The sequence below is a fragment of the Fibrisoma montanum genome, assembly GCF_003583365.1.
Lineage (GTDB): Bacteria > Bacteroidota > Bacteroidia > Cytophagales > Spirosomataceae > Fibrisoma > Fibrisoma montanum.
On record NZ_QXED01000002.1, the window covers coordinates 827,935 to 841,922 of the forward strand.

General features: G+C 50.9%; 8 protein-coding genes and 1 pseudogene. 7 read left to right on the forward strand and 2 right to left on the reverse strand.

Features of this window, described 5'->3' with window-relative positions:
• Nucleotides 1-12 precede the first annotated feature (12 nt).
• From DYU11_RS09130 to DYU11_RS09140, 3 genes are read left to right on the forward strand one after another with little or no spacing between them, the layout of a single operon-like run.
• A complete protein-coding gene (locus tag DYU11_RS09130; protein ID WP_119667332.1) occupies nucleotides 13-1,860 on the forward strand; it encodes a WG repeat-containing protein in 1,848 nt (615 codons plus the stop codon).
• Between the two features lie 33 nt (nucleotides 1,861-1,893).
• The gene (locus DYU11_RS09135; RefSeq protein WP_158600253.1) at nucleotides 1,894-2,673 is read left to right on the forward strand and encodes a caspase family protein; all 780 of its coding nucleotides are present in this window, start codon (nucleotides 1,894-1,896) and stop codon (nucleotides 2,671-2,673) included.
• Nucleotides 2,674-2,687: 14 nt separating this feature from the next.
• Nucleotides 2,688-4,466, forward strand: coding sequence for a serine/threonine-protein kinase (locus tag DYU11_RS09140; RefSeq protein ID WP_119667334.1), 1,779 nt, complete (start codon nucleotides 2,688-2,690; stop codon nucleotides 4,464-4,466).
• Nucleotides 4,467-4,599: 133 nt separating this feature from the next.
• Here the strand turns inward: DYU11_RS09140 and DYU11_RS09145 are convergent.
• A pseudogene (locus DYU11_RS09145) lies at nucleotides 4,600-5,067 on the reverse strand (integrase core domain-containing protein); the annotation flags it as partial.
• Nucleotides 5,068-5,318: 251 nt separating this feature from the next.
• Between DYU11_RS09145 and DYU11_RS09150 the strand changes: the two are divergent.
• Nucleotides 5,319-6,824 carry a glycine--tRNA ligase gene (locus DYU11_RS09150; RefSeq protein ID WP_119667335.1) on the forward strand — a complete coding sequence of 502 codons (1,506 nt, stop codon included), beginning with the start codon at nucleotides 5,319-5,321 and terminating at the stop codon, nucleotides 6,822-6,824.
• Between the two features lie 187 nt (nucleotides 6,825-7,011).
• Here DYU11_RS09150 and DYU11_RS09155 read toward each other — a convergent pair whose 3' ends face one another.
• Nucleotides 7,012-7,896, reverse strand: a complete 885-nt coding sequence (locus DYU11_RS09155; protein WP_119667336.1) for an AraC family transcriptional regulator — start codon at nucleotides 7,894-7,896, stop codon at nucleotides 7,012-7,014.
• Between the two features lie 136 nt (nucleotides 7,897-8,032).
• Between DYU11_RS09155 and DYU11_RS09160 the strand changes: the two genes are divergently transcribed.
• The 3 genes from DYU11_RS09160 (at nucleotide 8,033) to DYU11_RS09170 (ending at nucleotide 13,941) form a co-directional block, all read left to right on the forward strand.
• Nucleotides 8,033-8,908 (forward strand): sugar phosphate isomerase/epimerase family protein, encoded by an 876-nt coding sequence (locus tag DYU11_RS09160; RefSeq protein WP_119667337.1) that lies wholly within the window; start codon nucleotides 8,033-8,035, stop codon nucleotides 8,906-8,908.
• 38 nt (nucleotides 8,909-8,946) lie between these two features.
• Nucleotides 8,947-10,068 carry a Gfo/Idh/MocA family protein gene (locus tag DYU11_RS09165; RefSeq protein WP_119667338.1) on the forward strand — a complete coding sequence of 374 codons (1,122 nt, stop codon included), beginning with the start codon at nucleotides 8,947-8,949 and terminating at the stop codon, nucleotides 10,066-10,068.
• Nucleotides 10,069-10,143: 75 nt separating this feature from the next.
• On the forward strand, nucleotides 10,144-13,941 hold the full coding sequence (locus tag DYU11_RS09170; protein WP_119667339.1) for a PVC-type heme-binding CxxCH protein: 3,798 nt from the start codon (nucleotides 10,144-10,146) through the stop codon (nucleotides 13,939-13,941).
• The last annotated feature ends 47 nt before the right edge of the window (nucleotides 13,942-13,988 follow it).

Genomic DNA, 13,988 nt, shown 5'->3' on the forward strand with positions numbered 1-13,988 from the left:
ACCCCAATCATCATGGAGGTTCGTATTGCCCAACCACTCGGTTATTCTGAACTTGGAAGTCGAAGCAACAACGAAGATAGTTTGTATCCCGATCCACGATACGTATCGATTGGACAGAAATGGTTTATCGTCTGCGATGGTGTAGGTGGTGTGGAACGGGGTGAAGTGGCTAGTTTACTAGCTGTCACCTCACTTGATGCGTTTCTTCGCCAGCAACCGGCTACTATTATCACCAGTGATTATATTCAACAGGCGGTAGCTTTTATCGAAACCCAATTTAACCGGTATTTTATCGATCATGAAGAGGCAGTGGGCATGGCAACAACACTCACCTTGGTATATTTCCATGAAGCGGGTGCTACCGTTGCTCATATTGGAGATAGTCGGGTCTATCATATTCGTAATGGGCGTGTCATCTGGCGTACCGATGACCATTCATACGTAAATGAATTACTTAAAGCGGGGGTAGTGTCATTGAGCGAAGCCCGTCGTCACCCACAACGAAATATTATTACCCGAGCTCTACAGGGAGGAGACAAGCCCACCGAAGCATCTGTTCAAATTATCAACGACTTACGCCCTGGCGACTATTTTTTCCTTTGCACCGACGGTGTTCTGGAAAGAATTAGCGATGAATTACTGGAAAGTACTTTGTATCCAGTCAATCAATCGAATGCACAAAAGCTTGAGACGCTCAGGCAATACAGTTTAGGAAACACTCGGGATAATTTTACAGCTTACCTAATCCAGATTGAACAAGTTGTTGGCGAAGTGGATATAGCTTATCGTGTAGAGCCACCAATCTATGAGCGACAGTATGAGGAAATCGATGCAGATGAAAGCGTTACTTTAATTAATGTTCCTATTCCTGAGGCTATTCGAACGAACTTACCTCAATCTAACAGCCAGTCTGTAGAAGGTCATGAAATAGGCTCATCGGATCAGACACAGATTTTCCGCTCTGTTGCTCATTCGGAGGCAACTAATTTTACCCATCCTCAGCCACAAGTCTCCAGATCTGCTTCATCACATTCATCCAGCAGCAACTATTCTAAGGAAGCAATCCTCGCCAAAGAAAGCGCCCCTGCTAAACAAAATAAAAGCCGTTTGTGGCATCGCACTTCTCGATTAAAATTAGTACCCGTGTTAGTGCTGACAGGTGTGCTGGTCGGAGCTGGTGTATTTTTTCTTTGGCAAATCAATGACTACAGGTTTAGTGAGCCTAATAAACCAGTTAAGGTGATTACACAAGGCATACCAACTACCCAACCGTCCACTACTGAAGCCTCTCAATCGATAGCTATTCCAAATAAAAATGAACCGAGTGACTTAAATGAGTCAGCCATTTCGGTGGTAGAAGTTAGTGATGAAACCAGATTATCAGAGAAGGTTGGAAACCAAGAAAATATTGAAGCAGGATCCATTAACCACGGCCAAAGTGGGCAAACTCTTCAGATAGAACAAAGATATAAACAGATCTCTGTGGTGCGTGATCCTAAGACAAAATTGATGGGTTTACAAAACTCGGGTGGTAAACTCATTGGCGAGTTAGTTTACAATAAGATCGGAGTTTTTAAAAAGGGGGTTGCACCGGCAAACCATGATGGAAAGAGTGGATATCTGAATCGCGACGGTGCATGGTTTGATGAGATCACAGATTTCAAAAATGGCAGAGTGGCAGTTCGAAAGGGAAATCGATGGGGCTTTTTAGATATGGAAGGAAGGGTATCTGTTGAGTTACTTTACGAACAGGTTGAGTCATTTCAGACTGATGGTACTGCCGAAGTAGTTCAAAACGGCAAAACTATTCGGATTGACAAACAGGGTATGGCTGTCAAGAAATTGGTGCAAAACAAATAAAATTCTTATTTAATAATACAAATGTTATCATTTATGATAAAAGCTTTACTGCCAATTTGTGTCTTTATCTTCGGTATTTTTACATCATCTTGCTACGTTTTGGCTCAAACAACCTACGCAGTTGTAGTCGGTATATCAGATTATGCAAACTTTGGTCCTCAAAACGGTGACCTACATTTTGCTGATGACGATGCTAGATTGTTCGCCGAATTATTAATGAGTCGCGAGGGGGGAAGCATATCTCCAAATAATATTATTTTACTTACTGAACGAAACGCTACTCGTGCCAATATTCTTCGTGCATTAAGTTTGTTTCAACAAGCAACAAGCCGAGACCGTGTCATTTTTTATTTTTCAGGCCATGGTGACCAAAGCTATCTACTGCCGTATGATGCACGACCAGGGGTAGTATTATTCCATAATGAGGTAAAAAAAGCGTTTCGTCAGTCTGCAGCACAAACTAAAGTTCTATTAGCCGATGCCTGTAAATCGGGTAATATTCGTCGTCGTACCTATACTCAAGCACCTTCTACTACCTCATCAGATGTTAATAAGAATGTTATTGTGATCATGTCATCCAGAGCTAACCAACTTTCTCAGGAGTTAGGGCGTCTACGACATGGCGTATTTACTTATTTTTTGGTCCGTGGGGCAGCCAAGGAAGCTGATGAAAACCGGGACCGAATCGTCACGATGCAGGAACTCTACAAGTATATGCGTCAAATGATTATGAGAATGACTCAAAATCAGCAAACACCTGTTGTGTTTGGCCGTTTTCCGGCATCTCTTCCTTTTACTCGTCTTAGCCAATAAAACAAAGTTTTCTTATGCGGGCTGGTGATAAAATCCTGAATTATACAGTCACCCGACGAATAAAAGCAGGAGGCATGGGGGTTGTCTTCGAAGGTGAGCAAAACTGGGGAAGCCGTCGGAAAGTTGCTATAAAACAACTGCTTGAAAATCTTCGCGATGACGACATAGTCCGGCGCCGATTTACTCGGGAAGCCGAGATTTTAGAAATGCTCGATAACCAACACATCGTTCGTATCCTAGGTTTTGACCATGAACAAGACGCATTTGTAATGGAGTTTGTGGAAGGAAGAACTGTGGCTGACGTGTTACGAGAAAACCCAGACACATTTCGGAAACCTGACATACTTTTTCAATTCTTTATAAGTTTACTTGATGCATTTGACTATGCCCACAATGTTGTTATAACTCTGAACGGGCGAACCGAACAAGGAATAGTTCACCGTGATATAAAACCAAGTAATATTATTGTTCAGCCAGATGGTAACCCTAAAATTTTAGATTTTGGCATATCAAGAGTCGCTAGCTTTCAGAGTACCCTTACTGATCCCAAGTTACAAATGGGTTCAGTACCATATATGAGCCCCGAACAAATTGCGACCCCAATAGATGTCGACTGGCGGAGTGATATTTATTCTCTTGGAGTAACGCTTTGGGAGTTGTTGGTTGGCCGTTCACCTTACCCTAGAGTAACAACGCATGAAGTTGTAGTTGAAGTTCAGAGACAGATTCGCTTCGAGCCTTTACCATCGCTCCTACAAACGGTAATTAATGTTAATCCGGAAGAAGAATTCTTTTTGCGTCGACTAGACCAGGTTATCGAACGGGCTACTGCAAAAGACAGAGTATTTCGCTATCAGCACTGCGAAGAAATGAAGGCAGCTTTACAAAAAGCCTTTGAAGATTGGCAGAATCAATCATCCGAAACAGAAGAAACCCAGGTTATAGCCGCTGCTCCACAAATCAAGCAAGCGGAATGGAATTCTGTAACATTCAATAAGACAGATGACACTATTTCATCTTCTCTTAATGAGAATGTCCCAATTACGCATACTCGGTCAAACAGATCGTCAAATCATTCTTGGAAGGTCTTTATAGCCTTAGCTCCATTGATGGTGATTGGTGGTTATCTGTGGTGGCAACAACAGAAGCCGTCCACTTCGGATAATCTTAATGAGCAAATAAGAGATACTTTTCCAGCAAAAAAACCAACACTCACTTTGGCTGACTCCTGTTATGAGGCTGGGAACAGTTTCTACAATAACAAAAATTTTAAGCAAGCAACTTACTGGTATAAACGGGCCGCTGAACTAGGTAATACAGATAGTCAGAGCATGTTAGGTTTGATGTATCAGTACGGGCAAGGTGTCACCAAAGATATTAACGCGGCTGTCAAATGGTTTCAGGCATCAGCTAAGCAAGGTAATGCTGATGGACAAAAGAACTTAGGTTATATGTATCTTGAAGGATTGGGTGTTGAGAAAGATTATACAAAAGCCTTAAAATGGTATAAAGCTTCTGCTGAGCAGGGAAATGCTGAAGGACAAGCCAATCTAGGTATAATGTATGAGCAGGCTATAGGAGTAGAAGCAAACAATTTTGAAGCACTGAAATGGTATATGCGGGCTGCAAATCAACAATTACCTCGTGCACAGTATTACGTTGGTACCATGTATGCAACTGGCAAAGGAGTAAAACAAAGTGAGTCGAAGGCCATCCAATGGTACCAATTAGCCGCACGGCTAGGCGAGATAAATGCACAACAGGAACTCCGTCGGCTAGGCCGTTCATGGTAGTTGATTTCCTGCCGAAAACTGCGTCTAGCGCACATTCTTTGGTTCAGCATTTATAAAGAATCACTTATTATAGTTGACCCGAGCCCCAATTTTGGACGATGGTTATTTTGACCTTGTCCCAAATCTTGGACAGTCAAATTTGGAGAATCGGGCCTATATTCTTTTTCATCCGCATTCCGACCTCATTGGGAGTTAAGTTGCTAAGTGAGCTATGTGGCCGAAAGCTATTGTATTCTTGCCGCCAAGTCTCGACTTTTTCCTGTGCATCTTTAATAGACAAGAACCAGTGAGCGTTTAAACATTCATCACGGAAACTGCCATTAAATGATTCAATAAAAGGGTTATCAGTCGGTTTGCCAGGACGGGAAAAATCTAGTGTTACCTGATTATCATAGCACCATTTATCTAATGCCTTTGAAATAAATTCGCTCCCATTGTCCACTTGAATCCGGTTCGGCACTGCTAAATTTACTGCTTTTAAGTGATCCATCACAGATACAATGTCTTCGCCTTTTAATGACTGACCGACGTAGATTGCCAAGCACTGTCGGCTAAAGTTATCGACCGCCGGGCGGCCCCGAACAGTTAAGGCCCGAATTCTCTACTTCCACGCTGTCCAGTTTTTAGGGACAAGGTCACCTTCAATGAGAAGGTGGGTGCCTCATCAGCCAAGCTAATAGAGCAAGGGGTAATCAAGAGGAGGTATGGGTTCATCAACGAATGGCTGATAGGCTGGACTGTTTTAGCGTGAAAGAAGTTTTCAGTCATAGGTATAGGTCCAGTTTCAGATAACGCTCGTTATCATGTGGAGCAGGCTTTTTTATGGGCAAACTTTGTAATTTTGCCGCCACTATGACGACGAATACCCCAACGGCCGGCGCTCCGGCCACTTCGCTTCAGGACATTATTGGCCACGCCAAAGAATACGGCTTTGTATTTCCTTCTTCCGAAATCTACGACGGCCTGCAGGCTGTATACGATTACGGGCAGAACGGAGTGGAGCTGAAAAATAACCTTAAAACGCTGTGGTGGAAGGCCATGACGCAGCTCAACGATAATGTTGTTGGGATAGACGCGGCCATTTTCATGCACCCGCTGACCTGGAAGGCGTCGGGGCACGTAGATTCGTTCAACGACCCGATGATCGACAACCGCGACTCCAAAAAACGGTACCGGGCCGACCAGTTGCTGGAAGGCAAGGCCGAGGAGTATACGGCCAATGGCCAGCCCGAGAAAGGACAGGAACTGCTTCATGAGATGGGTCGATTGCTCGACGCGGGCGATCTGAACGGTGTTCGTGAGCTAATCATCAGCGAAGGGATTAAGGACCCGATTTCCGGTACGGATAACTGGACGGAAGTACGGCAGTTCAACCTGATGTTCTCGACGCAGGTGGGTTCCGTGGCTGAAGACGCCAGCCTGATTTACCTCCGTCCTGAAACAGCACAGGGTATTTTCGTTAACTTCCTGAACGTACAGAAAACCGGCCGGATGAAAGTGCCGTTCGGTATCGCGCAGATCGGTAAGGCGTTTCGCAATGAGATCGTCGCCCGGCAGTTTACCTTCCGGATGCGGGAGTTCGAGCAGATGGAGATGCAGTTCTTCGTCCGGCCCGGCACCGAAATGGAGTGGTACGAGCGCTGGCGCGATACCCGGATGCGGTTCCACCAGGCGGTAGGGTTGCCGACGGAAAAACTAAAGTTTCACATTCACGAAAAACTGGCACACTACGCCAATGCAGCCGTCGATATCGAGTATCAGTTTCCGTTCGGCTTCCGAGAAATCGAGGGTATTCACTCGCGCACGGATTTTGACCTGAAAAGTCACCAGGAACTGTCGCGGAAGAAACAGCAATACTTCGATAACGACGTTGACCCGGCAACGGGCAAACCCTATGGCAACTACATCCCGTACGTGGTCGAAACCTCAGTGGGGGCGGATCGGCTCTTTCTGGCGGTGTTCTGCAATGCGTATACGGAAGAAGTAGTTGGCGAAGGCGAAGACCAGAAAACGCGCACGTACCTGAAACTGCATCCGGCGCTGGCTCCCATCAAGGCGGCCGTGTTCCCCCTGGTGCGTAAAGACGGCTTGCCCGACAAGGCGGAGCAGATTGTTAAATCACTCCGTAGCGAATTCCGGGTTGTCTACGAAGAGCGTGACGCCATTGGGAAGCGCTACACCCGCCAGGATCTGATTGGAACGCCATTCTGCATCGCCGTCGATTACCAGACACTCGAAGACGATACGGTAACGATTCGCCACCGCGACACGACCCAGCAGGAGCGTGTTCATATCAACGAACTGAAAGCTCGCATCGGCCACGACGTGTCAATGGAGCGGATTCTGGAGAAGTTGTAATGGATATGAATTGCAACCGTCAACAGGCTAACTAGTTTACTTCGGAATAGCTTTTGCGTAGGTTACCCCAAGCCCCTTCAGGGCGTTCCGGCGTACCGGTTTGGGGTATACCGCAGTACTAATATGAAATTTGTATAAACTCCGCTGTTTAGTTAGCCTTTTGCTTATTTCTGAGATTGTGTCTGCCTTATAACGCCCGGTAGGTTCGGACGTACTGCGAAGGCGTCTGGCCGGTGATTTCCTTGAACTGCCGGTTGAAATTTGACAGGGTACGAAAGCCGCTGTCGAAGCTGATCTGCGTTACGTTCAGCCTGCCGTCGATCAGTAGTTTACAGGCGTGACCAATCCGGACCTCGGAGACAAAATCGAAAAAGGTTTTGTTGGCGCGGGCTTTAAAATACCGGCAGAAAGCTGAGGGGGTCATCCCGGCGAGATCAGCAACCGTATCGAGACAGATCGCGTCGTGGAAGTGGCTCAGCACATAATCGTGAACCTGCTGCATCCGATCCGTTTCTGATGGCTTCACCGTATTGGTATACCCAAGGCTGGTAATAAATCGATGGTCGGTAGCGCACGACAGGTCGTTCAGCAGGGTCAGTAACGTTAGCAGCCGACCGAAACCGGCGGGCTGACGAACCAGCTCTTTCAACGCCGTTTCGGCCCGGCTGCGGGTAGAGCCGGGCTGATTGCCGCGCCATTCGAGCCCCTGTTTGGCGTAATCCATCAACTGCCGCAGGCGGGTCATTTCCTGCTTCTGAAAAAAGTCGGTGCCCAGAAAATCCTGCGTAAAATACACCACAATGCCGCGGGTTGTCAGACCCGATTGTTTGCAGAAATACGCCTTGTCACTCCGCCACAGGTGCGGCAGGTTAGGACCGATCATCACGAGGTCGCCTTCCCCAAAAGGCGTAATCGAATCGCCGATAAACCGCGTGCCGGTACCTTCTTCAACCAGAAAAAGCTGATAATGGGGATGAAAATGCCAGTTCGGATCGAAGTGCGGCTCGACCAGTTCTTTCACGGTGAACGAGGCCGCGACGGGCTCTAACTCTTTACGAAGGGCCGTTTTCATAAATCTTCCTGCTTTTTGACAGACGAAAGTATAGTTTTAGGTTAAGCGAGGTAAAATAGAGTCAGTATTGGCTAAGAAAAGCCGAGATACTGGTACACCTACTCATTATGTTTGTAGTAATTAACGTAGCCAAAGTATGAATAAAGTAGGTGTCAATCTGTTTTTATGGACAACAAGCATGGACGAGGACCTGTCTGACACCTTGCTGTTTCTGAAAAATACGGGATTTGATTTCGTCGAAGTACCCATCAGCACGACGGACATTGCCAAGTGGGAACGTATTGGCGAGCAACTGGATGAGCTCGGTCTGGAGCGGGTAGCGTGCTCGATCTGCGGACCGGAGTACAGCCTGATCAGCCCGGACGCGGCCGTTCGCCGGGCGGCTGTTGAACGACTCAAGGCCGTAATCGACTGCACCGTTGCTATGGGCGCTACGCTGCTGACGGGGCCGTATCACTCCGGCTTCAAAACGTTCGCCGGTCGTCCGGCTACGAAGCAGGAGTGGACCTGGTCCGTAGATGGTATGCGCGAAGTCGCCGATTATGCCGCCAACCAGGGTATAACGCTCGCGATCGAATACCTGAACCGCTTTGAAACGTACCTGCTGACCTGCACCGACGACCTGATCCGGTACGTTGAGGCTGTTGATCACCCGAACTGCCGGTTGATGTTCGATACATTCCACGCCAATATTGAAGAGAAAGACGTGGCTGAAGCCCTCCGGCAGTCGGCGCCGTATCTGGTGCATGTTCAGATCTCTGAGAACGATCGCTCAACCCCCGGTCAGGGCAATGTGGACTTCAGTAGTGTGTTTGAGGCACTGCGGGACATTGACTACGACGGCACCATTTCCATTGAAGCGTTCGGCCAGACGCCGACCGACCTGGCCGCAGCCGCACACATTGTCCGGCCTATGTTCGAATCACCGGAGCAACTGGTCACCGACGGGCTGGCATTCATTCAGAAAAAATTAGGCGTAGGCGTTGCTACGTCCGTTCAAGTCAATCTATAAACCCAACGAGTGCTGGTGCACTCCATTTAACCAGTCAAATGCAGAAAGTTAACATTGCTATTGTTGGTCTTGGTTTCGGCGCAGAATTTATTCCGATCTATCAGCGTCACCCGCACACGACTATGTACGCGATCTGTCAGCGTAACGTCGAGAACCTGAACAAGGTCGGCGACGCGTTCGGCATTGAAAAGCGCTACAGTAATTACGACGAACTGCTTCTGGACGAGGCCGTTGATGCCGTACATATCAATTCACCAATTCCGAACCATGCCGAACAAAGCATCAAAGCGCTGCGGGCCGGCAAGCACGTGGCCTGCACTGTACCGATGGCTACGACCGTCGACGAGTGCATGGAAATTGTAAAGGCGTGTAAAGAGTCGGGTAAGAAGTACATGATGATGGAGACCGTGGTGTACAGCCGCGAGTTTCTGTTCGTTAAGGAACTGTATGAGAAAGGCGAACTCGGCAAAGTGCAGTTTCTGAAAGCGAGTCACCAGCAGGATATGGACGGCTGGCCGGATTACTGGCCGGGTCTGCCGCCGATGCACTACGCTACGCACTGCGTTGGTCCGGTGGCCGGGCTGCTGAAGCTCGAAGCTGACTACGTTTCGTGCTTTGGTTCAGGGACCATCCGGGAGGAGCTGGCCAAAATTCACAACTCGCCGTTTGCTATTGAGTCGGCGCATATCAAATTCAAGGACAGCGACCTGTCGGCGTATGTGTACCGGTCGCTGTTCGACGTAGCCCGTCAGTATCGGGAGAGCTTCGAGGTGTATGGCTCACAGAAGTCGTTCGAATGGCCGCTGATCGAAGGCGAAGAAGCGGTCGTTCACACGGCCAAAAAAGCCGAGCATGAGATCCCGGAGCGCGTAACGGTACCTGACTACGCCCACCTGCTGCCCGAAGAAATCCGGCAGTTTACGACCAAGGGCGTTTACGACATGGACGAGCAACAGCACCTGTCGTTTGTACAGGGCAGCGGCCACGGCGGCTCACACCCGCACCTGGTACATGAGTTTGTGATGGCTATCGTGGAAGACCGCGAGCCGTTCCCGAACGCGGCTCAGTCGGCCAACTGGACGAGCGTAGGTATTCTGGCGCACGAGTCGGCCATGAACGGCGGCAAGCTGATGAATATCCCGGATTTTGTGAACGTATAATGTCTAAACACAGGGGTGACGGAGATGCAGGTTGCAGCTTGGCTCCGTGATACCTCTGTTTTCTCTGTGTTGACAATGAAAAAACTAATTCTTCTTTCGCTCCTTGCCGCAGGCGGTCTGCTGACCCAGTGCGCCCGCCAGTCGGGCAGCAACACGTCGGTCGGGTCGAAGACCCCGACGGCAAGTCAGGCTAGCAACGAGCGACCGCGCCGGACAGAAATTCTGTTTCTGGGCGATAACGGCCACCATAAGCCCGCCGAACGGGTGCCGCAGCTGATGGCTGCGCTGGGCAGCAAAGGCATCAACATTACGTATACGGACCGGCTCGAAGACCTCAACCCCGACAACCTGAATAAGTACGATGGGCTGCTGATCTTCGCCAACTGGGACAGCATTCCGAAGCCGCAGGAAAAGGCGCTGCTCGACTACGTTTCGGCCGGCCACGGACTGATTCCGGTGCACTGTGCGTCGTTCTGCTTCCGCAACTCCGCCGAGTACGTCGACAAAGTGGTTGGCGGGCAGTTCTGGCGGCACCGGATGGATACCATCCAGACCCGCTTCACCCAACCCGATCATCCGGCCGTGATGGGGGTACAGTCGTTCAAAGCCTTCGACGAAACGTATCTGCACAGCCATTTGCAGGCCGACAACAACGTACTGGCCGTACGCGAGATCAAAGCTGATCAGGCCAAGGACAAGCCCAACGTAAAGGAAGAACCATACACCTGGACCCGGACATACGGCAAAGGCCGCGTGTTCTACACCGCCTATGGTCACGATGAGCGTACCTGGAGCCAGCCGGGCTTTCAGCAGTTGCTGGAGAAAGGCATTCTCTGGGCGGTTGGCGATCAGGTGAAGAAGCTGCACGACGACCTCAAGCCTCAGCCCTTTGCCTACCAGGAAGCCCAACTGCCCAACTACGAAAAGCGGCCGGGAGCCCAGTTGCAGCAGAAACCGCTGTCGCCGGAGGAGTCGATGAAGCACATTCAGGTGCCGGTTGATTTCACACTCAATCTGTTTGCGCAGGAGCCGAACGTGATGCACCCCATCGCCATGTCCTGGGACGAACGTGGCCGCTTGTTTGTGCTGATCACCAAAGACTACCCGAACGAGCGTAAGCCGGGCGGTGGCTCTGACTACATCGTTATCTGCGAGGATACCGACAAAGACGGCAAGGCCGACAAGTTTACCAACTTCGCCGAGGGCCTGAGCATCCCGACCGGGATGGTCTTCGCCAACGGCGGGCTGATCGTATCGCAGGCTCCGCACATGCTGTTCCTGAAAGATACGAACGGCGACGACAAGGCCGACGAGAAAAAGATTCTGTTTACGGGCTTCGGTACGTTCGATACGCATGCCGGACCGAGCAACCTGCACTACGGCTTCGACAACTGGATCTGGGGCAGTGTCGGGTATTCGGGCTTCAACGGGAAGGTTGGCGATGCCGACAGCCTGCGGTTCGGGCAGGGTTTCTTCCGCTTCAAACCGGATGGTTCGAAACTGGAATACGTAACTAATACGTCGAACAATACCTGGGGACTGGCTTTCAACGAAACCGGCGATGTGTTCGGCTCAACGGCCAACAACTCGCACGGCTGGTACATGGCCATCCCGAACCGGTACTTTAAAGGAGCACCCAACGGTAGCCGTGGTACGGATACCCACAAGGACATGAAACCGATCACGGAGAAGGTCCGGCAGGTCGACGTATTTGGCGGCTTTACGGCCGCTGCGGGTCATAACTTCTACACGGCCCGGTCGTTCCCGAAAAAATACTGGAACAAAATTGCGTTCGTGAGCGAGCCAACCGGTCATATCGTGCACCAGAACATCATGGAAAAGCACGGTACGGACTTCGAAGATGTCGATGGGTTCAACCTCATGGCCGGAGCCGACGAGTGGTTTGCGCCGGTATTTGCCGAAGTGGGCCCCGATGGCGCGGTCTGGGTGGTTGACTGGTACAGCTTCATCATCCAGCACAACCCCACGCCGAAAGGGTTCCAGAATGGGTCGGGTAATGCCTACGAAACCAATCTGCGCGACTTTACCCACGGCCGGATCTACCGCGTAGGTTACAAAAACGCACCGGCCTACACGCCCATGACGCTGAGCAAGGATCGCCCGCAGGAGCTGGTCGCTGCCCTGAAAAACAAGAATATGTTCTGGCGGATGCACGCCCAGCGGATGCTGGTTGAACGCGGTCAGAAAGATGTTGTTCCGCAACTGATCGAACTGGTTAAAGACCAGTCGGTCGATGAGATTGGCATCAACCCGGCGGCAATCCACGCGCTGTGGACGCTGAAAGGTCTGGACGCCGATATGACGGCCCTGGATGCTGGCCTGGTCGCGTCGACGCTCAAGCACCCGTGCCCGGGCGTTCGTAAAACCATGGTGCAGGTACTGCCGCGCACGGAAGCCGGTGCTGCCATGCTGCTGCAGGCCAACGCCCTCAATGACAAGGAGCCGCTGGTGGTTCTGAATACCCTGCTGGCTATGTCGGAAATGCCGCTGTCGGCCAACGCGGAAACGGCGATCCTGACCCGGCTCAACCAGGCTACCGAAACCGACGACCGCTGGCTTCCCGATGCCTTTGCGTGTGTGATGACCAGCCACGGCGGCAAGCTGATGCAGGCCTACATGAAACAGGTATCGACCGGAGCCGTCACGAAACCTGCCATGCATGACCACTCGTCGATGAACCACGGGGCTGCAACTACCGCGTCGGCACCAACCGACATGGTGGCCAGTACGTCGAACGCGCCGATGGTGACTAAGAAGACCGAAGGCAACCAGCCGGACCTGGTCGTTACGAAGATTACGGCCGATCCAAAGTCGCCGTTTGTCCGGGAAACGTCCCGCATTGCCATCGACGTTACGAACCAGGGCGGAGGTGCGTTGCCGAAAGGCACAGTTACGCCCCTGAGCATCCGGATCGAAGGGCCGGGCCGCAAGATTGACATGGTGAGTCTGGTTCACAACGCGGGCATTGCGCCGGGCGAAACGGTGACCATCACCAAAAACACGAACGGACCGTGGACGGGCGACATTACGTTCCAGGCCGAGCAGGCGGGTGATTTTGCCGTTACCGTTACAGTCGATAAGGACAATCAGATTGCCGAGGGCAACGAAGCCAACAACACCATGCGGCAGAAACTGGTGTACCGCCAGCCGCAGAAATTGGCTACGTTTGCCCTGGAGCGGGCCGCCCGCAGCTATGCAGCAGCTTCCTCCGCCGATTCGGTGGTCGCCATGCTTCGTCAGGCGCAGAAACTGAACCCGGACGACGGACAGGCGCTCATCAAAGGCCTGTCAGAAGGCTGGAACCCGCGTCGCAAAGGCACGGTTTCCGACGAGTCCAAAACGTTCCTGGTCAGCCTGAACAACTCGCTGCCCGAAGATGGGCGCAACCGCCTGGGCCGACTGATGCAGGCCTGGGGCCTACGCTCGGCCGACGACGATATTGATCCGAATGCCGAAATAATCCGGATCAAGTCAATTCGCGAAGCCATGAAGTTCGATAAGAAAGAGTTTACGGTAACGGCGGGCAAAACGGTCGTGGTGGTGTTTGAAAACCCGGATGCGATGCAGCATAACATCGTGATTGGCAAACCCAAATCGCTGGAGACAATTGGAGCAGCTGCCGACAAGCTGATCACGGCCAAAGACGGAGCCGAGAAAAGCTACGTACCGTCGATTCCGCAGGTAGTAGCCGCATCGCCCCTGGTCAATCCCGATCAGACGTACCGGCTGACGTTTAAAGCCCCCGAGCAGGTAGGCGACTATCCGTTCGTCTGCACCTTCCCCGGCCATTGGCGGCTGATGAACGGCGTGATGCGGGTCGTGAAAGCCGGACAGGCGATTAACGCGAAGTAAGGAGTCAGAAATCAATACAAGGTGCCGGCACTGAACAGGGTCCGGCG

Coding starts and splice junctions, on each gene's coding strand:
- DYU11_RS09130 (WP_119667332.1), top strand. CDS start 13: ATGGAGGTTCGTATTGCCCAACCACTCGGTTATTCTGAACTTGGAAGT.
- DYU11_RS09135 (WP_158600253.1), top strand. CDS start 1,894: ATGATAAAAGCTTTACTGCCAATTTGTGTCTTTATCTTCGGTATTTTT.
- DYU11_RS09140 (WP_119667334.1), top strand. CDS start 2,688: ATGCGGGCTGGTGATAAAATCCTGAATTATACAGTCACCCGACGAATA.
- DYU11_RS09150 (WP_119667335.1), top strand. CDS start 5,319: ATGACGACGAATACCCCAACGGCCGGCGCTCCGGCCACTTCGCTTCAG.
- DYU11_RS09155 (WP_119667336.1), bottom strand. CDS start 7,896: ATGAAAACGGCCCTTCGTAAAGAGTTAGAGCCCGTCGCGGCCTCGTTC.
- DYU11_RS09160 (WP_119667337.1), top strand. CDS start 8,033: ATGAATAAAGTAGGTGTCAATCTGTTTTTATGGACAACAAGCATGGAC.
- DYU11_RS09165 (WP_119667338.1), top strand. CDS start 8,947: ATGCAGAAAGTTAACATTGCTATTGTTGGTCTTGGTTTCGGCGCAGAA.
- DYU11_RS09170 (WP_119667339.1), top strand. CDS start 10,144: ATGAAAAAACTAATTCTTCTTTCGCTCCTTGCCGCAGGCGGTCTGCTG.